A 20,370-nucleotide genomic window follows, 5' to 3' on the forward strand; every position below is an offset into this window, starting at 1 on the left:
TCAAGCACAGCAGCTTGCAGCGTGCCGGATTACCGGACGAGCTCACCCATCTGAGCCGGCCGCTGTCGCACCAGCTGCGGCCACCAGAACCAGCGGCCGAGCAGCGCAGCGATCGCCGGGGTCATGAACGCCCGCACCACCAATGTGTCGAACAGCAGACCCATACCGATCGTCGTCCCGATCTGGGCGACCACGATCATGGAGCTGACCGACATCGCCATCATCGTGAACGCGAAGACCAACCCGGCGGAGGTTACGACGGACCCGGTGCCGCCCATGGCCCGGATGATGCCGGTGTTGATGCCCGCCGGAAGCTCTTCTTTCATGCGCGACACCAGCAGCAGGTTGTAGTCCGCACCGACTGCCAACAGGATGATCACCGCCATGGCCATCACCATGAACTGCAGGTCGATGCCAAGGATGTGCTGCCAGAGCAGGATCGACATGCCGAAGGACGCACCGAGCGAGAGCGCGACGGTTCCCACGATCACCGCTGCTGCCACGATGGCGCGCGTGATCAACAGCATGATGATGAAGATCAGGGTCAGTGCGGCCACCCCGGCGATCATCAAGTCGTAGGCGTTGCCCAGTTCGAGGTCCTTGAACGCCGAGGCGGTGCCCCCGAGGTACACCTTGGAACCCTCCAACGGCGTTCCTTTAATGGCCTCGAAGACGGCGGACTTGATGTCGTCGATCCGATTGATGCCGGCTGCGGACAGCGGATCGTCCTCGTGGGAGATGATGAACCGCACGGCGTGGCCGTTCGGTGAGATGAAGTTCTTCATGCCGCGTTTGAACTCGGCGTTGTCGAAAATCTCCGGCGGCAGATAGAACGTGTCGTCGTTATGGGAGTCGTTGAACGCCTTGCCCATTGCCGTGGAGTTCTCGCTCATCGCCGCCTGCTGATCCTGCTGGCCGGCCTGCGTGGCCTGCATGGTCAGCATCATGATCCGCATTCGCTTCATGCTCTCGACCGTCGGAACCATCATCGCGGCCATCTGCGGCATCAACGCGTCGAGCTTGTGCATATCGGGCAGAAGTGACTGGATGTCGTCGGCCATGGTGTCGATACCGTCGAGGCTGTCGAAGGTCGAGCGAATAGACCAGCACAGCGGGATGTCGAAGCAGTGCGGTTCCCAGTACAGGTAATTGCGGATCGGCCGGAGAAAATCGTCGAAATCGGCTATGTGGTCCCGCAATTGGAGGATGTCGGCGGCCATCTCGTCAGTCTTGACGACCATGTTGTGCATGGTGCCACTCATCTGTTCCATCAACCCGATCATCTGGGTCATGTTGTTGATGGTGTCCTGCATGATGTTGCCCTGCACGATCATGTCGGCCATGCGGTCTTGCAGGTACGAACGATTCATCGTCTGCATGACGTTGCCCATGCCGAGCTGGGCCGGGATCGTGCTGTACTTCAACGGTTTTCCGTCGGGCCGGGTGATCGACTGCACCCGCCCGATACCGGGAACCTTGGCCACGGCTTTGGCGATCTTCTCGATCACCAGGAAGTCGGCCGAGTTCCGCAGGTCCTGATCGGTCTCGACCATCAGGATTTCCGGGTTGAGCCGGGCGATCGGGAAGTGCCGTTCGGCGGCGGCGAATCCCTCGTTGGCCGGCAGGCTGTCGGGCAGGTACTTACGGTCGTTGTAGCTGGGTTGGTAGCCCGGCAGCATGATCAGACCGACGAGCGCGACCATGATGGTCAGGAACAGCACCCAGCCCGGCCAGCGGACGACGATGGCCGCCAGCTTGCGCCAGAACCGGATTCGCATGGCCCGCTTGGGTTCGAGCATGCCGAATCGGCTGGTGACGGTGATCATGGCCGGCCCCAGGGTGAGCGCCACGAGGACGGCGACCACCATGCCGACTGCCATCGGAACACCGAGCGTCTGGAAGTAGGGCAGCCGCGTGAACACCAGGCAGAACGTCGCGCCGGCGATCGTCAGGCCGGAAGCCAGCACCACGTGGGCAGTGCCCCGGAACATCGTGTAGTAGGCGGTCTCTTTGTCTTCGCCGACCGTTCGCGCTTCTTGATATCGCCCGATGAGGAAGATCGCGTAGTCGGTGGACGCGGCTATCGCCAACGTCACCAAGAGCTGAGTGGCGAATGGCGACAAGCCGATCAGTTGGTGGTAACCGAGGAACGCGACCACTCCTCGCGTCACCGACAGGCCCAGGATCAGCATCACCAAGACCATGAGGGTGGTCAGGATCGAGCGGTAGAAGAACAACAGCATGAAGATGATGACGCCGACGGTGGCGAATTCGATGACCCGCAGGCTCTTTTCGCCGACGTGCTGTTGGTCGGCCTGCAGCGCCGGCCCGCCGGTCACGAAGACCTTCACGCCCGGCGGCGGGGTCATGTTCGCGACGATCTTCTGGACCGCCTCGACCGACTTGTTACTCAGCGGCTCGCCCATGTTGCCGGCCAGGTTCACCTGGACGTAGACGGCCTTGCCGTCGCCGCTCTGGGCGCCAACCCGGGTCAGTGGATCGCCCCAGAAGTCCTGGATGTGCTGGACGTGGGTGGTGTCGGCCCGCAGCTTGGCCACCAGCTCGTCGTAGAACTTGTGGGCGTCGTCCCCCAGGGGTTGGTCACCCTCCAGGACGATCATCGCCGAGCTGTCGGAGTCGGACTCCTCGAACACCTTGCCGACCCGCGTCATCGCGACGATGGACGGGGCTTCCTTCGGCGACATCGAGATCGCCCGCATCTTGGCGACATCGTCGAGTTGGGGCACCGTGACGTTGAGGACCGCGATCAGCGCGATCCAGCCCAAGATGATCGGGATGGACAGCCGGCGGATCCACTTGGCGACGCCGCTTCGACGCGCCTCGTCAGCGCGGATCTCGGTGTCGATCGTCGGAGCACTCATGGTGAGTTAGTCATACTAAGCTATAACCCGTCCCTTTAGGGGGCCAGCCTTGGACCGTCACAATCGCGGCCGCACAGAAGGTTGCTGAAATCGAAACTATCCGCACAAAACCAAGGCAACACCCATGCCGTAAAGAATGCCGCAAATAACTGTCACCGCACTCCCCGGTATGGACGAGATTGACCGCGCCGCAACGGATTCGACTCACCCCAAGTGGGTATTTGAGTATCTGTGGCGCGCCCCCGCATCAGCGTTCTAAAGTTCGGCAAATAGGCGCGCAGAACCGGGGGGTGTCATGGGTATTCATCACAGTCCAGGCTTCATCGCCTTCGCCATCGTCGCCGTCCCGATCCTCGTCGCGACCGTCGGCGCCGTCTCCGCCCATGTGGCCCAGAAGTTGCGTGACCGGGCCGATGGTGTGGTGACCACCTGGGCCGGCTTACGCATCACCCACCAGCAGTTGGTGATGGGCTATCACGACAATGCCCGCCGGATTCCGCTGTCCGGTCTGCGCGTCGACGTCGAGGAAACCGGATCACCGGTGCGACGTCATCACAATCACCGGATCCACCTCACCATCGAGCACGAGGGCACCGCCATCGACCGCTGGCAGCCGTACTCGCCGGCCACCCGCCGGGCCGCACAGCAGTTCGCCGCTCAGCTGAACCTATTGAGCCAGAACGTCGAACGGCGCGAACTCAGCTGCTGACCCGGGGCTACCAGACCCGCACGTAGTCGACGAGCAAGTCGGCCGGGTAGTGGCCTGGCCGGGGGTCGCGGCCGCCGGAGCCGCCGACTGCGAGGTTCAGTACCGGGAACACCCGGTAGTCGGGGAAGTTGAACGGCCAGTCGTCCAAGGAGTAGGCCGGCACCGTGAAGTACGGCTCCTTCCCGTCGACGTAGTCCTGCCAGAAGTACATCCCGGAGTCGTTCCAGGTGACTCGCCAGGTGTGCCAGTTGGAGTCGATGCCGATCGGGTGTGTGGCGAACGAGGTGCCGTCCAGGCGGGCATGCACGGTGGTTCCAGCCGGCCAGTCGCCGTTGCCGTACCACTCGGCCAGGTCGATCTCGCCGCCCACGTCCGGGTTGTCGTTCATCAACCACCAGGCGGGCCAGCACCCGGCGGTCAGGCAGTTGAACTTGATGCGGGCTTCCCAGGTGGTATTGATTCCGCCCCACCACGTACCGAGCACTTTGCCGGAGACGTACTTGCCGTCGGCGCCGCGGGTCGCGCGGATGACCAGGTTCGAGTTGCCGTCGAGGAACACGTGCTCACGGTCGTCGCGGTACTGGCCCATGTTCTCGGGCCGGTCCCAGAACACCGGGTTCTTGATGATCTCCCGCGCCTGGGCGATGTTCCACTTCGACGGGTCCGGAGCCGAGCCGGCCGGGCCGTCGAACTCGTCGTGGAAGAGGTACGCGGGAGTGGTGGCGTTGGGTGCTGGCGCATCCGGTCGAGCGGGGCTGGCACCGGCCGCCGGCATGGGCAGCGCGGCGGCAATCGCACCGAAACCGGCCATGACCATCAGACTGCGGCGATCAATATCAGGCACCCTAAAACCTTAAGGGCGATGCGCCCGAGAGGGCGCATCTGGGGTCTCTTCGACGCCGGTGCCAATTACCGACACCAGCTCAGCGATCACGGAAACGCCGTTGAACAGCCAAGATGGGTCGGCAGGAAATGCTGACGCATCGCGCGGCGGGGACAGTGTGTCGAGCCGATTCGGCTGAGTCGCGGCCTGGTGCCGCGTAACGTGATCAGCTGATGAAGTCGACGATTCTCTCCCGCCGCGACCTGGATTTCCTGCTCTTCGAGTGGCTGGCCGCCGACGCGCTGACCAAACGCGCACGCTTCGCCGAGCACTCCCGCGAGACCTTCTCCGACGTGCTCGATCTCTGCGAAGACCTGGCCACCCGGTACTTCGCCCCGCACAACAAGAAGAGTGACCAGAACGAGCCGACGTTCGACGGGACGACCGTCACGGTGATCCCCGAGGTCAAAGAAGCCATCGACGCGTTCGCCGCCGCCGATCTGCTCAGCATGGGCATGGATCAGGAACTGGGCGGGGCGCAGTTGCCGTCAACTGTCGCCCAGGCCGGGTTCGCCTGGTTCACCGCAGCCAACATCAGCACGGCCGGCTATCTGATGCTGACCATCGCCAACGCCAACCTGCTGGTGAAGTTCGGCAGCCCCGACCAGATCGACACGTTCGTCAAGCCGATGCTGGCCGGTCGTTTCACCGGCACGATGGCACTGTCCGAACCGCAGGCCGGGTCGTCACTGGCCGACATCGTCACCCGCGCCGAACCGCAGGACGACGGCACCTACCGGCTGTTCGGATCCAAGATGTGGATCTCAGGTGCCGAGCACGAGATGTCGGAGAACATCGTGCATCTGGTGTTGGCCAAGATTCCCGGCGGTCCGCCCGGCACCAAAGGCATCTCGCTGTTCATCGTGCCGAAGTTCCTCGTCGAGGCCGACGGGTCGGTCGGTGCGCGCAACGACGTCGCCATCTCGGGTCTCAATCACAAGATGGGGCAGCGCGGCATCACCAACACGGTGCTGAACTTCAACGGCGCAGTGGGCTATCTGGTCGGCGAACCGCACCGCGGCATCGTCTACATGTTCCAAATGATGAACGAGGCACGCCTTGGAGTGGGCATGGGCGCAGTCGCGTTGGGCTACACCGGATACCTCAAATCCCTGCAGTACGCGCGGGAGCGGCCCCAGGGCAGGCCGATCACGACTAAGGATCCCGGCACCCCTCAGGTGCCGATCGTCGAGCATGCCGATGTCAAGCGAATGTTGTTGGCGCAGAAGTCTTATGCCGAAGGTGCGCTCGCGCTGGCGCTGTACTGCGGCCGGCTGGTCGACTGGCAGGACAGTGCGGAGTCCGACGAGGAGCGCGACTCGGCCGCCCTGCTGCTCGACATTCTGACCCCGATCGCCAAGAGCTGGCCGTCGCAGTGGTGCGTGGAGGCCAACAGCCTCGCTATTCAGGTGCTCGGCGGCTACGGCTACACGCGCGAGTACGACGTCGAGCAGCACTACCGGGACAACCGCCTCAATCCCATCCACGAGGGCACCCACGGTATTCAGAGCCTGGATCTGTTGGGCCGCAAGGTCACTCAACGTGGCGGCGCGAGTCTCACCGCACTCGGTACGGTGATCGGCCAGTCGGTCGCGGCGGCCGAGAAACTCGGCGGTGAGGCCGCCGAGCTGGCCGCCGCCCTCGACACGTCGTGGCAGCGGCTGGTCGAGGTGACGATGGCGATGTTCGCCTCCGGTGACATCGAGGCGGCGATGGCCAACAGTGCCGTCTACCTCGAGGCCTTCGGTCACATCGTGATCGCGTGGATGTGGCTGGAGCAGTTCGTGGCCACCAACGGGCACCCGGGCGACTTCTACGAGGGCAAGCGCCAGGCCGCCCGCTACTTCTTCCGCTACGAGCTGCCGCGCACCACCCCGCAGATCCAGCTGCTCGCCAGCCTGGACCGCACCACCCTCGACATGCGCCCGGAGTGGTTCTGACCTGCCCGACCCCTTAGGATTCCCTTTGGTCAACGAAGGGGTCGGCGTCAATGGATAGCAGCAGGTATATCGGCTATGTCGGCGGCGTCGCCGTCGCGGTCGGGGTGGGAGCGGCGATCGCCGCAGGCGCTCAGGGCACCGCCGGCGCGGAGACCGGCAACGCCGACTCGAGCAGCGCAGCCTCACCCGCCGATGCCGGGCCGAAGAAGTCGACCGCGCACGCGGCCCGCGCGCACACCAAGCCGAGCAGCACCGCCGATGCCGCCGCAGGCGGAGTCAGCAGGGTCCCGACCGCCGCCGCGTCGAGCCTCACCCTCACAACAACGACGGCCGCCACCTCCACTGCCGCCCCGGTCGACCGGCTGAAGAATCTGTCCACCGGCAGCAGTGCCCGCGCAGCCACGGCCACCACCGACACCGTCACCACTGGGACGCAGGCTTCACAGTCCTCTTCCGTCGCCTCGGACACCGTCTCGGTGCCGTGGAGCCCCAACCCGCTGCGTCCGATGCCGCCGGAGCCGGCACCCAACGACATGCCGGGCCCCATCTGGGACTTGGAGCAGGCCGTCGTCAACGCCTTCCCCGACTTCTTCAAGCCGGTGCCCCGCGAGATCTTCGAGGGCGCCTACCGCGTGTCGCAGATGATCCCGTGGGTCAACGTCGTGGTGCCGTTCTCCAACATCGGCGCAAACCTTCAGGCTGCGCTCGCCGGTGACAAGGCCGCCTCGCAGCGCATCGTCAACAACCTGATCGTCACCATCGCGCCGGTCGCCTTTCTGTACTACGGCTACAACGAAATCGCCGATCTGGTGAATCTCGAGCAGCAGGCGCTGGACTTGCAGACGTGGGCGATCACCACGGCCTGGGACGTCCTGGATCCCTTCCAGTTGCTGCACAACCGCGGCGAGTCCGGACTGCCGCTGTCCACCACGACGCCGCCGGCGTACCCGCCGACAGATCCGGTGAACACCCTCTAGCTGCCGGTCAGGCCCCCTTTCGTGGGGTGACTCCTGGCGATCGCACACGCTCGGGATGCAGGTCAGCGGTTCTGCCCCCAAGATCTAAGGATTGCGGCAGAGTGTCCTAAGCCTTGACGGCTGTGAACGACACGCGAGCAGACTCCAGGAGCGGTATGAGCAAGCTGCGGAACGCCATCACCATCGTCAGCATCGCCGCTGTCGCGACCTTCGGAGTCGCAGCGTGCGGGGGAAGCAAGAAAAGCACGAGCGGCGCCACCGGCGGTGACATCAGCGTCACGATGACCTCATTCCCCGACTACGTCGACCCCCAGCTGTCCTACACCCTCGAGGGGTGGGAAGTGCTGTGGAACACCTACACCCCGCTGCTGACCTACAAGCACCAGAAGGGTGAACCGGGTACCGACGTGGTGCCCGGCCTGGCCAAAGACATGCCGGAGATCTCAGCTGACGGCAAGACCTACAAGCTGACCCTGCGGCCCAACATGAAGTACTCCGACGGCACCCCGATCAAGGCCTCCGACTTCACCTACGCGATCAAACGGCTTTTCAAGGCCGACTCCGGCGGGTCGGTGTTCTACGAAGGCATCATCGGCGCAAAGGATTTCGCCGACGGCAAGTCCGACACCATCAGCGGCATCAAGACCGACGACGCCACCGGTGACATCACCATCACGCTGGCCAACCCCAACGGCACGTTCAACAACCTGCTCGGGCTGATGTTCGCCGCTCCGGTTCCGCCGACGACCCCGCTGGACAAGGACGCGACCAACAACCCGCCGCCGTCCAGCGGACCGTTCGTCATCACCAAGGTGAATGCTCCGAATACCCTGACGCTGGAACGTAATCCGCAGTTCAAGACGGTCAAGGACGCCGGGGCCACTGAGGTCACCGATGCGCAGGTCGACAAGATCGTCGTCACCCAGAACAAGAACAACTCCGCGCAGGTCACCGGCATCCAGCAGAACCAGATCGACTACATGACCGACCCGCCGGACGCCGACCGGCTGCCGGAGATCAAGGCGAAGTACTCCAGCAGATTCCGGCTCGAGGACTCGATCAACACCTACTACTTCTGGATGAACACCCAGAAGGCGCCGTTCAACGATCTCAAGGTGCGCCAGGCCATCAACTACGCGATCGACCCCGAAGCGCTCAACCGGGTGTTCGGTGGCCGTCTGCACGCCACCCAGCAGATCCTGCCGCCCGGCATGCCAGGCCACGACGAGTACAAGCTGTACCCGGGACCGGACATGGCGAAGGCCAAAGCCTTGCTCGCCGAAGCAAATCCGGCCGACAAGGACATCACGGTGTGGACCGACGACGAGCCGGACCGCAAACGCATCGGCGAGTACTACCACGACGTGCTGACCCAGCTCGGCTTCAACGCCACGCTGAAGGTAATCTCCGGTGACACCTACTTCCAGACCATCGGCAACCAGTCGACCCCGGATCTGGACACCGGGTTCTCTGACTGGTTCCAGGACTTCCCGCACCCCGACGACTTCTTCCGTCCGCTGCTCAACGGTGCGAACATCCTGCCGACCAACAGCAACAACTTCTCCCGGGTCAACATCCCCGAACTCGACGCCAAACAGAACGAGTTGCTGACCAAGCAGCTCACCGACGACGTCAAGAAGCAGTACGCCGAGCTGGACAAGGCCTACATGGAGCAGGCGGTGTGGGCGCCGTACGGCAATGAGCAGTACACGACGTTCCTGTCCGAGCGGATGGACTTCGACAAGTCCTATCGCCATCTGCTGTTCAACCAGGACTACACCTCGTTCGCGCTGAAGTAGCCGACGCCATGGTCGCCACCGTCGAGGGGCGCAGTCCCTGGCAGCTGGCATGGGAACGATTGCGCCGCAACAAGGTTGCGCTGGCCTTCGGGGCGCTGTTCATCCTGCTGGTGCTGTTCTCGCTGGCCGCGCCGCTGTGGGCCGACCACGTCGCGCACACCGGACCCAACCAGAACCACATCACCGACAAGGTGCTCATCGACGGCCAGGAGACCTACGTCGTCTCACCCGACGGCACGCCCCTGGGTCCCGGTCTGCGTGGCCGCTACCTGCTGGGGGCGGATCAGAACGGCCGCGACGTCATGGTGCGGCTGATGTACGGCGGGCGCACCTCCATCTACATCGGGGTGATGGCCGCGGTCATCACCACAGTATTCGCGGTGATCGTCGGCATGCTGTCGGGCTACTACCGCGGCTGGGTCGACTCGATCCTGTCGCGGATTCTCGACGTGGTGTGGGCATTCCCCGTGCTGCTGCTCGGTATCGCGCTGGGCACCACACTGGCGCTGGGCGGTTTCAAGATCGGCGGCCTGGTGGTGGCCGGCGACTCCCTGTGGATTCCGATCCTGATCATCGGCCTGGTGTACGTGCCGTACATGGCCCGGCCCGTCCGCGGTGAGATCCTCGCCCTGCGGGAGAAGGAGTTCGTCGAAGCCGCTGTGGCGCAGGGCAAAGGGCCGGTGCGCATCATGGTCTCCGAGCTGTTGCCCAACATCGTCTCGACCATCATCGTGTTCTTCACCCTCAACATCGCCAACAACATGCTGCTGGAGTCGGCACTGTCGTTCCTGGGCGCCGGCGTGCGCCCGCCCAACGCGTCGTGGGGCACGATGATCGCCGACGGCTACCAGAACATCTACACAGCACCGCACCTGACGATCGTGCCGGGCTTGATGATCGTCCTGACGGTCCTGTCGCTCAACGTATTCGGTGACGGGCTGCGAGACGCCCTAGATCCGCGTGCCAAGATCCGGTTGGAGCACTAGCATGCTTCGATTCGCTGCCAGAAGACTCATCGGGATGGTCGCAGTGCTGTTCGCGATCTCGGTGATCGTTTTCCTGATCTTCAACGTCATCCCCAACTCAGACCCCGCGGCCCGCATCGCCGGCAAGAACGCCAACCCGGCGCTCATCGCGCGGGTCAGTGCCGACCTCGGCCTCGATCAGCCGCTGCCGGTGCAGTACCTGACCATGATGAAGCAGATCTTCACCGGCGAGCTGACCTCCTATGCCAGCAGTCAGAATGTGGCCCAACAGATTTGGGACGGACTGCCAGCGACGCTGTCGCTGACCATCGGCGCGGCGGTGCTGTGGATGGCGCTGGCGGTGTGGTTCGGCTACCTCAGTGCCGTACGCGCGGGCGGGTTCACCGATCGCGCGCTGACCATCCTGGCGCTCGTCGGCATCTCGATGCCGGTGTTCTGGTTGGCGGCAATCCTGTTGTACTTCTTCAGCTTCAAGACGCAGCTCTTCCCGACCGGCAGTTACGTGCCACTGTCTGAAGATCCGCTCCAATGGGCGTATCACCTGATATTGCCCTGGATCACCCTCGCGGTGCTCTACGTCGGGTTCTACAGCAGGGTGCTGCGCTCCAACATGCTTGACGCGATGAACGAGGACTACGTGCGCACCGCTCGGGCTAAAGGCATCAGCGAACGCCAGGTAAGAATCCGCCATGTGCTGCGCAACTCGATGATCCCGATCGTCACCCTGTTCGGGCTCGATTTCGGCGCCGTCGTCGGCGGCGGGGCGATCCTGACCGAAACGGTCTTCAACATCAACGGAGTCGGCCTCTATGCCGGTCAAGCGATCGGCAAGCTCGACTTGCCGCCGCTGATGGCGGTGACGATGTTCGGGGCCTTCTTCATCGTGCTGTTCAACACCATCGTCGACATCCTCTACGCCGTGCTCGATCCCCGGATCCGGCTGGGTGAGGCGGCACCATCATGACCCCGATCCTCACCGTCCGCGACCTGCAGGTCAGTTTCCGCACCGACGACGGCGTGGTGCGCGCGGTCGACGGAGTGTCCTTCGAGGTCTCCCCCGGCGAGGTCGTCGCGATCGTCGGCGAGTCCGGTAGCGGCAAGAGCGTGACGGCGCAGACGCTGATCGGCCTGACCCGTGCCCCGAACTCGAAGATCACCGGCTCGGTGATGTTCGAGGGCCGCGACCTGATCGAGCTCTCCGACGAGGACTTCCGCGGTGTGCGGGGCGAACACATCGCGATGGTGTTCCAGGACCCGATGACCTCGCTGAACCCGGTGTACCGGGTCGGCGATCAGATCGCCGAGATGATCCGTGCCCACCGCGAGGTCTCCAAGAGCGAGGCACTGTCCCAAGCGGTGGAATTGCTTCGCTCGGTGGGCATTCCGAACCCGGAGCGCCGAGTCCGGGACTATCCGCACGAGTTCTCCGGTGGCATGCGTCAGCGCGTGATGATCGCCATGGCCCTGGCCCTGGATGCCGAGCTGCTCATCGCCGACGAGCCCACCACGGCCCTCGACGTCACCATCCAGGCGCAGATCCTGCGGCTGTTGGAGAACCTCAACGCCGAGCGCAACCTGTCGGTCGTGCTGATCACCCACGATCTCGGCGTCGTCGCCGAGATGGCTGACCGGGTGGTGGTGATGTACGGCGGTCAGATCGTCGAGGACGGCCGACTCGAGGAGATCTTCTACAACCCGCAACACCCCTACACGTGGGGGCTGCTGGGGTCGATCGCGCGTCTCGACGAGGCCCGCCCCGAACGACTGCCGCAGATTCCGGGCCAGCCGCCGTCGCTGCTGAGCCCACCGACGGGCTGTCGCTTCGCTGCCCGATGCCAGTATGCGTTCGAAAAGTGCACGCAACCACCGGCTTTGGAGGCCCGCGTCGGCAACCCCGGCCACCTGGACCGCTGCTGGCTGACACCCGACGAGAAGCTGGCGAACCGATGAGGGGCGATCCGCTGCTGGAGGTCAGCGACCTCGTCGTGCACTTCCCGATCAAGTCGGGCATCGTGGTGGACCGCGAGGTCGCCCGCGTGCACGCCGTCGACGGCGTCAGCTTCACCCTTCATGAAGGCGAAACCCTGGGCCTGGTCGGTGAATCCGGTTGCGGCAAGTCCACACTGTGCCGAGCGATCCTGCAGCTGGTGACGCCGACGTCGGGCTCGGTGCGTTTCGACGGCCAGGAGCTGGTCGGGCTTTCGCGGCGTGCGCTGCGGCCGCTGCGCCGCGAGATGCAGATGATCTTCCAGGATCCGTTCGCCTCGCTGAACCCGCGCAAGCGGGTGGGTCAGATCATCGGTGACCCGCTGGAGTTGCACGGGCTGGCCAGCGGCGCCGAACTCAGGCGGCGGGTGCAGGATCTGCTCGACCGAGTGGGTCTGCAGGCCGAGCACTACAACCGGTACCCGCACGAGTTCTCCGGCGGGCAACGGCAGCGCATCGGCATCGCCCGCGCGCTGGCGTTGCAGCCCAAGCTGATCATCGCCGACGAACCGGTGTCGGCGCTGGACGTCTCGGTGCAGGCGCAGATCATCAACCTGCTCGAGGATCTGCAGCAGGAGTTCGGGCTGTCGTACCTGTTCGTCGCTCACGATCTGGGCGTCGTCCGCCATGTCTCCGACCGGGTCGCGGTGATGTACCTGGGTAAGGTCGTGGAGAACTCCGACTCCGATGGGCTCTACGACAACCCGCTGCATCCATACACCAACGCCCTGCTGTCCGCAGTGCCGATACCGGACCCGCGCAAGAACTTCGCGCGGGAACGGATCACGCTCGAAGGCGACGTGCCCAGTCCGATCGACCCGCCGCCGGGCTGCCGTTTCCACACCCGCTGCGTGTCGGCCACCGACATCTGCCGCACCGAGGAACCCGCGTTGGTCGCGCATGCCGACAGCCACATGGTGGCCTGCCACCACCCCCGCACGTCGTCGTGATTTCGGCGCGGTTGTCGTCGGTGAGCGGCGATTAGCGCGTCGACATCGGGGGTACTGAGGGGGCATGGAAAGCGAGCACGGCGGTGCCGGCGAGGTCCTCCGAACGGTGGGGCTGCTGCTGAACTTCACTGCGATCATCGGATTCGCCCTGTTCGTCAGCGCTCTCGGAACAGCATCGCCGAATCAGTCCTACATGGCGGGCGGGATCACCGTTGCGACCTTCGTCGCCAGCCTGCTGTGCTTGGCCGCTGACCAACAGGGCGACGAGTCGGCGTCGCAGCCGTAGGCTGTAGTCGTGCCAACCGTTGCGCAACATATCCTTTCATCCCTGACCGCCAGCGGCGTCCGCCGCGTCTACGGCTTGCCCGGCGACAGCCTCAACGGCTTTACCGACGCCATCCGCCGATCCGACGACATCACCTGGGAACACGTCCGCCATGAAGAGACCGCGGCATTCGCGGCGACTGCCGACGCCGCGCTCACCGGCCGGCTGGCGGTCTGCGCCGGTAGCTGCGGGCCCGGAAACACCCACCTGATCAACGGCCTCTACGACGCACAACGGCACCGGGTGCCGGTGCTGGCCATCGCCGCACATATTCCACTGGCCGAAGTGGGCACCGGCTACTTCCAGGAGACACACCCCCAGGAACTCTTCCGCGAGTGCAGCGTCTACTGCGAGTTGGTCAGCACACCGGAGATGGCGCCACGGCTGGTGGAGATCGCGATGCGGACCGCGGTGGAGGAGAACGGCGTCGCGGTGCTCGTCATCCCCGGCGAGGTGTTCTTGGCCAAGCTTCCGGATCGCGCGTGGAACATTCGCCCCGTGCTGCCCACGCGCTCGGTGCTGCGCCCTGATGACGAGTCCCTGCGTCACGCGGCGGCCCTCCTGAACGCGGGATCGCGGGTGACCATCCTCGGCGGCGCGGGAACCGCCGGCGCGCACGCCGAGCTCATCCGGCTCGCCGACACATTGAAATCACCGATCGTGCATGCCTTCCGGGGCAAGGACCACATCGAGTACGACAACCCGTTCGACGTGGGGATGACGGGGCTGCTCGGCTTCGCCTCGGGCTACAAGGCCATCAAAGAAGCCGATGTCCTCCTGATGCTGGGCACCGACTTCCCGTATTCGCAGTTCTACCCCGAGGACGCCACGGTGATCCAGGTGGACCTGCGTGGCAGCCACCTGGGCAGGCGTACCCCTGTCGACCTCGGTCTGGTCGGTGACGTCAAGGACACCATCGACGGCTTGCTGCCCTTGCTGCAGCCCAAGGTGGACCGGACTCACCTGGACAGGTCTCTGCACCACTACCAGCGGACCCGCAAGTCACTGGATGCGCTGGCCGTCAACGACCGCGACCGAACACCTATCCGGCCGGAATATGTTGCCGGCGTGGTCAACCGGTTGGCCGACGACGACACCGTCTTCACCTTCGATGTGGGGTCGCCGACGATCTGGGCGGCACGCTACCTGACCATGAACGGTAAACGCCGGCTGAGTGGATCCTTCACACACGGGACGATGGCGTGCGCGCTGACCCATGCCATCGGCGCCCAGACCGCTTTCCCGGGCCGCCAGGTCGTCGCATTGGCCGGTGACGGTGGGCTGTCGATGATGTTCGGTGAACTGCTCACCCTTGTGCAGAGCAACCTGCCGGTGAAGGTCGTCGTGTTCAACAACTCGTCGCTGAACTTCGTCGAATTGGAGATGAAGGCCGCCGGCGTGGTCAATTTCGGCACCGATCTGAAGAACCCCGACTTCGGCGCCGTCGCGCAGGCGATCGGCATCTTCGGCCGCCGCGTCGAGCAGCCCGGCGATCTGGAGCAGGCCATCGCGGACGCGCTGGCCCACCCGGGTCCCGCCTTGATCGACGTCGTGGTGGCACGCGAGGAGTTGTCCATCCCGCCCGCCATCTCTGCCGAGCAGGCCAAGGGGTTCACCCTGTATGCGATCCGTACGATCCTCGCCGGCCGCGGCGGCGAGCTGCTCGACCTGGTGAGCACTAATGTCGCACGGCGCATCCTCGACTAGCGGTTGCCGTAGTAGCCCTGCCGCAGGAGTTCGGTGATCTCGCTGACCAACGGCATCCGCGGATTGGTGCGGTTGCTCAGGTCTTCGAACGCCGTCATGGCCAGCACTGGCAGCGCCGCGGTGAATTCGGCTTCATCGACGCCGAATTCGCGTAGCGAGCGCGGCATGTGCAGCTCGTCGAGCAGCTGATCCACCCCGGCGAACAGCCTCGCCCGGCTGTCTTCGGGGGTGTGCCCGCCAAAGATCAGTGAGCCGATCTGGGCGTACTTCTCCGGCGCGACGTACGCCGAGTACCCCGGTGCCGGCATGAACTTGCTGGGCAGACTTGCGTTGTACTGCAACACGTAGGGCAGGAAGATGCCGTTGGCCCTTCCGTGGGGAATGCCGAACGCCGCACCCACGGCGTGAGCCAAGGCGTGGTTGGTGCCGACGAACGCGTTCGAGAACGCCAGCCCGGCCAGCGTCGCCGCGTTGGACATCTGGGTGCGCGCCTCGAGATCGTCGGGGTTGCGGTAGGCCCGTGGCAGCGCATCGAAGATCAGCCGGGCAGCCTGCGCGCACTGCGCGTCGGTGTAGGGCGAGGCGAAGATCGACACCGCCGCCTCCAGGGCGTGGGTGAGTGCGTCGACCCCGGTGTCGGCGGTCAGGTTCGGCGGCATCGACGAGGTCAGCAATGGGTCGACGATCGCCACGTCGGGCACCAGGCTGTAGTCCACCAGCGTCTGCTTGCGCGGCCCCATCGTGATCACCGCGGCCGGGGACACCTCCGAGCCGGTGCCCGATGTCGTTGGTATGGCGATTAATTGGAGCTTGTGCCGATCGGTCGGATAGTCGGCAACCCGCTTGCGCGGATCCAGGAACGGCATCGTCAGCTCATCGAGCGTCTTCTCCGGGTGCTCGTAGAACAGTCGCATCGCCTTGCCCGCGTCGAGCACCGAGCCGCCGCCAACGGCGATCAGGACGTCGGGCTGCACCCGCTCCAGCAGCGCGACGCCCTGCTGAATGGTCTCCTCGTCGGGCTCGGGAGTGATGTCGGTGAACACGTGCACGTGCCGGGTGGGCAGCTTGCTGCGTAACAACTCCACCACTCCGCGCTCGTCGGTCAGATTGTCGGTGACGATAACGACTGTCTCGCAATCCAACTCGCGCAGGTTGTCCAGCGCGCCGGCGTTGAAGTAGGTGTTGGCCGGAACCCGGAACCACTGCGGCGGGGTTCTGCGGTGCGAGACCGTCTTGATGTTGAGCAGCTGGCGGTAGTTGACGTTCTCGGTGGTGCTCGATCCGCCCCATGTGCCGCAGCCCAGCGAGAATGTCGGCGTCAGGTTGTTGTAGACACCGCCGAGCGCCCCGACGGCCGTGGGGGCGTTGACCAGGATCCGGCCGGTGCGCACCGCCAGGCTGTAGGCGTCGATCACCGGCTGGTCGTGGGCGTAGATGGCCGAGGTGTGGCCCAGCCCGCCGTGCTCGGTCACCAGCACGGCGGTATCGATGGCGTGCTGGGAGTTCCGTGCCCGCACCACTCCGAGCACCGGCATCAGCTTCTCCTGCACCAGTGGATGCGCCGCCAGCTCGTCGAGATCCGACGGCAGCGGAGCCAACAGGATCTTGGTACCCGGCGGGACGCTGAAGCCCGCGCGGGCGGCCAACTCCGGCGCCTTCTGGCCGACGGCGTCCATCGACACCTTGTCGCCGCAGCCGAATGCGAACTCGGCGATCTTGGCGGCTTCGGCCGGCTTGAGCATCCGGGCGCCCATTCTCTCGAACTCGGCGACCATCGCGTCGTAGATCTCGTGGTCGATGATGCAGGTTTGCTCGGCTGGGCAGATCACCGACGAGTCAAAGGTTTTCGAGATCAGGATGTCGACGACCGCACCCCGGACATCGGCGGTCTTGTGGATGTAGATCGGGGCATTGCCCGGTCCGACACTCAGGCCCGGCTTGCCGGCCTGATTGGCCAGCGCGACGATCTTCGGGCCGCCGGTCACCCAGATGAAGTCGACGCCGGGGTGTTTGAACAGGTAGTGCGTAACCTCGTGGGCGGCGTCGGGAATCACCTGCAGCGCACCGGGGGGCATGCCCGCCGCCTCGGCGGCTTCGCGCAGGATCGCCACCGCCCGTTCGCAACAGCGCACCGCGTACGGCGACGGCCGGAACAGCACCGCGTTGCGGGTCTTGGCGGCGACGATCGCCTTGAACAGCACGGTCGAAGTGGGGTTGGTGACGGGCGTGATCGCCAGCACGACACCGATGGGTTCGGCGACGTAGACGATGTTGTGCTCGACATCCTCGTCGACCACCCCCACCGACTTCTTGTCCTTGAGGTAGTCGTGAAGGAACTCGGTCGCGACGTAGTTCTTGACGACCTTGTCCTCGAAGACGCCGAAGCCGGTCTCCTCCAGAGCCAATGCGGCCAGTTCGCCGGCCGCACGCACGCCGGCGCGGACCATCGCCTCGACGATGGCGTCGACCTGTTCCTGGCTGAGCTTGCGGAACTCTCGTGCCGCCTGCGCGGCGGTGTCGACCATCGCGTCGATCTCTGCGGTGCGGTTGTCGTCGGCTTGATCTTGTGTTGCGCTCAGTGTTCCGGTCATCACCGTGCCCCTCCCAGATGCGGGGATCGTATGTTCGCGGCGATCGGGGTAGATAGGGATAAAAGACCCCTATATGCTGAGTTCAGTTGACTGAACCCAGAGGAATCGAGGACTCATGCCCACCCACCGCGCAGTACACGTGCCGTCAGCCGGAGCACCCCTCGAGCTAGTGGATGTAGAGACCACGCCGCCCGGTCCCGGCCGGGTTCGCATCGCAGTGAACGCCTGCGGCGTGTGCGGCACCGACCACGCCTTCGTCAACGGCGGATTTCCCAACCTGAGCTGGCCCGTCACTCCCGGGCACGAAGCGGCCGGCACGATCGCCGAACTGGGTGAGGGCGTCGAGGGGTTCGCGATCGGTGACCGGGTGGCGGTCGGCTGGTTCGGCGGCAACTGCAATCACTGCCTGCCGTGTCGCAAGGGCCAGTTCATGCAGTGCGTCAATGGAGAGATCCCCAGCTGGCACTATCCGGGCGGCTATGCCGAGTCGCTGACGGCACCGGCCACCGCACTCGCGCGGATTCCCGACGGGCTCTCGTTCGCCGAGGCCGCCCCGATGGGCTGCGCGGGAGTGACGACCTACAACGCGCTTCGGCACACCAAGGCCGTTGCCGGCGACCGGGTGGCGGTGCTCGGCATCGGCGGGCTGGGCCATCTCGGCGTCCAGTGGGCCCGCGCGATGGGCTTCGAGACGATCGCGATCGCCCGCGGGTCCGGCAAGTCCGACGACGCCAAAGAACTGGGCGCCCATCACTACATCGATTCGACGGCCGGGGATGTCGCCGAGGCGCTTCAGGCGCTCGGCGGTGCGCAGGTGGTGCTGGCCACCGCGGCCAACTCGGCGGCCATGGCCGCGACGGTCGGCGGGCTGGCTCCGCAGGGTGAACTCGTGATCATCGGCGCCACATTCGATCCCCTGCCGATCTCGCCGGGGGATCTGATCTTCGGCAACTACAGCGTGATCGGGCATCCGTCGGGCACGTCAGCCGATATCGAGGACACCATGCACTTCGCGCTGTTGTCCGGGGTGCGGGCGCGCATCGAGGAGGTGTCGCTGGAGCAGGCCGCCGAGGCCTACGAGGCGATGGACACCGGCCGCGCCCGCTACCGGATGGTCCTGACGACGTAGCTAGTCCTCGGTCGGCTCAGACTTCTCCACCCCGGCGTCCAGGACGCTGACGTCGATGCCGTAGGGCAGGAATCGCACGCTGCGGGTGGGATCGGTGTTGTGCTTGTTGGCGCGCAAGGCGTCGAGTTCAGTCTTGTAGACCTGCTCGACATGGGCCTTACCGTCGGCATCCGAGATGTAGATGGCCCACACCCCGTCGCCGGCCTCGCCTGCGGTCTCCGGCTGTGTGCGGGGCCGTGAGCGGCGGGTGAACTCGTCGAACAGCATGCCGAAGCCGGCAGCCTCGCCCGGCGTATTCATCAGCCTGCCGAATCGCTCGACGACGTCACGCAGGCCCTCACCAGCCTCGCGCACGACGCGATCGATGTCGTCCGGGTCGAACCCGAACGGTCCGTTGTTCTCCATAGCTCACAGTGTGCGCCCCGTTTGCTGCCGCGTCGACTGCCTCAGGTTCGCGAGCAGCGAAACCTCAGCCGAACAGGCGCAGCGGCAGGTCAGCCATGGTGACGAAACCAGGCTGGGCCGCGCAGACCGCGGGGATGGCGTTGACCGCCGCCATCGCGGTGGCCACGCTGGCCGAGCGGACGTGCTCCTCCAGCGGCACGTCGCGGCGGAAGCTGGCCAGGGTCATCAGGTGTGCCCGCATCGAGGGTGTGCCTTCGATGGTGACCGTCCAGCCGTGCTGCGGTGCCGGCCAGTGCCGCGGCTGAGGTTCGCCGACAGTCCACAGGGTTTCGACGTCGACGACGGGCGTGCCGGCTCGGGTGCCGGTCCAGCGCCAGTGCTGTCCGGCGACAGTGCCGGCGCGCAGGGTTCGCCCGCAGATGTCGCGGTCCTCGCTGGCGGCGATGACCTCCAGCTCGGTGGTGACGGTGTCGACGCCGAGCCCCAGTGCGTCGCCGAGCAGCCAAACCTGTTGCTGGAAGAGCTCACTGGTGAACTTGGGACCTTCGGTCTCGGCGGTGACCTCGTCGAGCGGGCTGCCGAACCGCATCTGGTCGAAGGTGATCTCGACGCTGTCGTACACCGACCAGTCGGCGCGCTCCTGGATCGTGATGTGCTCGATGCTGCGCGACATTCCGGACAGCGCGATGGGGATGATCGCACCGAGGTTGCCGGGGTTGAGGCCGGTCCCGTGCAGCGAGCTGTTGCCTGCGGTGCAGGCGCGCTGCAACTGATCGCGGTCGGCGGCGGCCATGCGGGCCGGGTGGAAGGCGAAGGCGGTGGTGATCAGGTTGGCCCCGGAGGCCAAGATCGCGGCCGCCTCGTCGACCGTCGGGTGACGCGGTGCGTAGAGCACCGCGTCTACTCCGCTGGTGTCGACGTCCTTGGCCGCGGCGATGCCCAGCGGGTCCGTCCCGGCGAGGTCTCCGGCGTCACGCCCGACCTTCTGGTCGGTGTAGACCTTGACACCGGCCAGTTCCAGATCGGGGTGGTCGAGGATGCCGCGGATCGCTTCCACGCCCACCGCGCCGGTGCCCCATTGCACCACGCGGTAGGTCATCG

16 protein-coding genes are annotated in these 20,370 nt (G+C 65.3%); 11 read left to right on the forward strand and 5 right to left on the reverse strand.

Going from position 1 to position 20,370, the window contains the following annotated elements:
- Window positions 1–29: 29 nt before the first annotated feature.
- The gene (locus HBE64_RS22405; protein WP_167107348.1) at window positions 30–2,882 is read right to left on the reverse strand and encodes an RND family transporter; all 2,853 of its coding nucleotides are present in this window, start codon (window positions 2,880–2,882) and stop codon (window positions 30–32) included.
- A 295-nt stretch (window positions 2,883–3,177) separates the two neighbouring features.
- On the opposite strand from HBE64_RS22405, the gene HBE64_RS22410 reads away from it, so the two are divergent.
- Complete coding sequence (locus HBE64_RS22410; protein ID WP_167107351.1) at window positions 3,178–3,591, forward strand: hypothetical protein; 414 nt, start codon at window positions 3,178–3,180, stop codon at window positions 3,589–3,591.
- Window positions 3,592–3,598: 7 nt separating this feature from the next.
- Here the strand turns inward: HBE64_RS22410 and HBE64_RS22415 are convergent, their stop codons facing one another.
- On the reverse strand, window positions 3,599–4,426 hold the full coding sequence (locus tag HBE64_RS22415; protein WP_243841714.1) for a family 16 glycosylhydrolase: 828 nt from the start codon (window positions 4,424–4,426) through the stop codon (window positions 3,599–3,601).
- 221 nt (window positions 4,427–4,647) lie between these two features.
- Between HBE64_RS22415 and HBE64_RS22420 the strand changes: the two genes are divergently transcribed.
- From HBE64_RS22420 to poxB, 9 genes are all read left to right on the forward strand, one after another.
- Entirely contained in the window at window positions 4,648–6,414 is a 1,767-nt protein-coding gene (locus tag HBE64_RS22420; protein ID WP_167107354.1) for an acyl-CoA dehydrogenase, read from the forward strand.
- A 50-nt stretch (window positions 6,415–6,464) separates the two neighbouring features.
- Window positions 6,465–7,391, forward strand: a complete 927-nt coding sequence (locus HBE64_RS22425; RefSeq protein ID WP_167107357.1) for a hypothetical protein — start codon at window positions 6,465–6,467, stop codon at window positions 7,389–7,391.
- Window positions 7,392–7,546: 155 nt separating this feature from the next.
- Window positions 7,547–9,190 (forward strand): ABC transporter substrate-binding protein, encoded by a 1,644-nt coding sequence (locus HBE64_RS22430; RefSeq protein WP_167107360.1) that lies wholly within the window; start codon window positions 7,547–7,549, stop codon window positions 9,188–9,190.
- An 8-nt stretch (window positions 9,191–9,198) separates the two neighbouring features.
- Window positions 9,199–10,176, forward strand: a complete 978-nt coding sequence (locus tag HBE64_RS22435) for an ABC transporter permease (protein ID WP_167107363.1) — start codon at window positions 9,199–9,201, stop codon at window positions 10,174–10,176.
- Window position 10,177: 1 nt separating this feature from the next.
- Window positions 10,178–11,140, forward strand: a complete 963-nt coding sequence (locus tag HBE64_RS22440; RefSeq protein ID WP_167107366.1) for an ABC transporter permease — start codon at window positions 10,178–10,180, stop codon at window positions 11,138–11,140.
- Complete coding sequence (locus HBE64_RS22445; protein WP_167107369.1) at window positions 11,137–12,126, forward strand: ABC transporter ATP-binding protein; 990 nt, start codon at window positions 11,137–11,139, stop codon at window positions 12,124–12,126. The genes HBE64_RS22440 and HBE64_RS22445 overlap by 4 nt, the downstream gene beginning before the upstream one ends.
- Window positions 12,123–13,112, forward strand: coding sequence for an ABC transporter ATP-binding protein (locus HBE64_RS22450; protein WP_167107372.1), 990 nt, complete (start codon window positions 12,123–12,125; stop codon window positions 13,110–13,112). Before HBE64_RS22445 ends, HBE64_RS22450 begins: the two co-directional genes overlap by 4 nt.
- Before the next feature lie 64 nt (window positions 13,113–13,176).
- Window positions 13,177–13,398, forward strand: coding sequence for a hypothetical protein (locus HBE64_RS22455; protein ID WP_167107375.1), 222 nt, complete (start codon window positions 13,177–13,179; stop codon window positions 13,396–13,398).
- 9 nt (window positions 13,399–13,407) lie between these two features.
- Window positions 13,408–15,144 carry a ubiquinone-dependent pyruvate dehydrogenase gene (poxB, locus tag HBE64_RS22460; RefSeq protein WP_167107378.1) on the forward strand — a complete coding sequence of 579 codons (1,737 nt, stop codon included), beginning with the start codon at window positions 13,408–13,410 and terminating at the stop codon, window positions 15,142–15,144.
- On the opposite strand, the gene adhE is transcribed toward poxB, so the two are convergent.
- Complete coding sequence (gene adhE, locus HBE64_RS22465) at window positions 15,141–17,735, reverse strand: bifunctional acetaldehyde-CoA/alcohol dehydrogenase (protein ID WP_167107382.1); 2,595 nt, start codon at window positions 17,733–17,735, stop codon at window positions 15,141–15,143. The genes poxB and adhE overlap by 4 nt on opposite strands.
- A gap of 115 nt (window positions 17,736–17,850) precedes the next feature.
- Here adhE and HBE64_RS22470 point away from each other — a divergent pair, with 115 nt between their 5' ends.
- A complete protein-coding gene (locus HBE64_RS22470; RefSeq protein ID WP_167107385.1) occupies window positions 17,851–18,864 on the forward strand; it encodes an alcohol dehydrogenase catalytic domain-containing protein in 1,014 nt (337 codons plus the stop codon).
- On the opposite strand, the gene HBE64_RS22475 is transcribed toward HBE64_RS22470, so the two are convergent.
- Both HBE64_RS22475 and HBE64_RS22480 read right to left on the reverse strand, forming a co-directional pair.
- A complete protein-coding gene (locus HBE64_RS22475) occupies window positions 18,865–19,269 on the reverse strand; it encodes a hypothetical protein (RefSeq protein ID WP_167107388.1) in 405 nt (134 codons plus the stop codon).
- Between the two features lie 64 nt (window positions 19,270–19,333).
- A complete protein-coding gene (locus HBE64_RS22480) occupies window positions 19,334–20,368 on the reverse strand; it encodes a dihydrodipicolinate reductase (protein ID WP_167107391.1) in 1,035 nt (344 codons plus the stop codon).
- Between the last annotated feature and the right edge of the window lie 2 nt (window positions 20,369–20,370).

Source organism: Mycobacterium sp. DL592, from assembly GCF_011694515.1.
Lineage (GTDB): Bacteria > Actinomycetota > Actinomycetes > Mycobacteriales > Mycobacteriaceae > Mycobacterium.

Excerpts from the sequence above, each read along its gene's own strand:
- HBE64_RS22480 (WP_167107391.1), bottom strand. The coding sequence starts at position 20,368 with ATGACCTACCGCGTGGTGCAATGGGGCACCGGCGCGGTGGGCGTGGAA.
- HBE64_RS22455 (WP_167107375.1), top strand. The coding sequence starts at position 13,177 with ATGGAAAGCGAGCACGGCGGTGCCGGCGAGGTCCTCCGAACGGTGGGG.
- HBE64_RS22420 (WP_167107354.1), top strand. The coding sequence starts at position 4,648 with ATGAAGTCGACGATTCTCTCCCGCCGCGACCTGGATTTCCTGCTCTTC.
- HBE64_RS22435 (WP_167107363.1), top strand. The coding sequence starts at position 9,199 with ATGGTCGCCACCGTCGAGGGGCGCAGTCCCTGGCAGCTGGCATGGGAA.
- HBE64_RS22425 (WP_167107357.1), top strand. The coding sequence starts at position 6,465 with ATGGATAGCAGCAGGTATATCGGCTATGTCGGCGGCGTCGCCGTCGCG.
- HBE64_RS22470 (WP_167107385.1), top strand. The coding sequence starts at position 17,851 with ATGCCCACCCACCGCGCAGTACACGTGCCGTCAGCCGGAGCACCCCTC.
- HBE64_RS22475 (WP_167107388.1), bottom strand. The coding sequence starts at position 19,269 with ATGGAGAACAACGGACCGTTCGGGTTCGACCCGGACGACATCGATCGC.
- HBE64_RS22430 (WP_167107360.1), top strand. The coding sequence starts at position 7,547 with ATGAGCAAGCTGCGGAACGCCATCACCATCGTCAGCATCGCCGCTGTC.
- HBE64_RS22445 (WP_167107369.1), top strand. The coding sequence starts at position 11,137 with ATGACCCCGATCCTCACCGTCCGCGACCTGCAGGTCAGTTTCCGCACC.
- adhE (WP_167107382.1), bottom strand. The coding sequence starts at position 17,735 with ATGACCGGAACACTGAGCGCAACACAAGATCAAGCCGACGACAACCGC.
- HBE64_RS22410 (WP_167107351.1), top strand. The coding sequence starts at position 3,178 with ATGGGTATTCATCACAGTCCAGGCTTCATCGCCTTCGCCATCGTCGCC.
- HBE64_RS22405 (WP_167107348.1), bottom strand. The coding sequence starts at position 2,882 with ATGAGTGCTCCGACGATCGACACCGAGATCCGCGCTGACGAGGCGCGT.
- HBE64_RS22450 (WP_167107372.1), top strand. The coding sequence starts at position 12,123 with ATGAGGGGCGATCCGCTGCTGGAGGTCAGCGACCTCGTCGTGCACTTC.
- HBE64_RS22440 (WP_167107366.1), top strand. The coding sequence starts at position 10,178 with ATGCTTCGATTCGCTGCCAGAAGACTCATCGGGATGGTCGCAGTGCTG.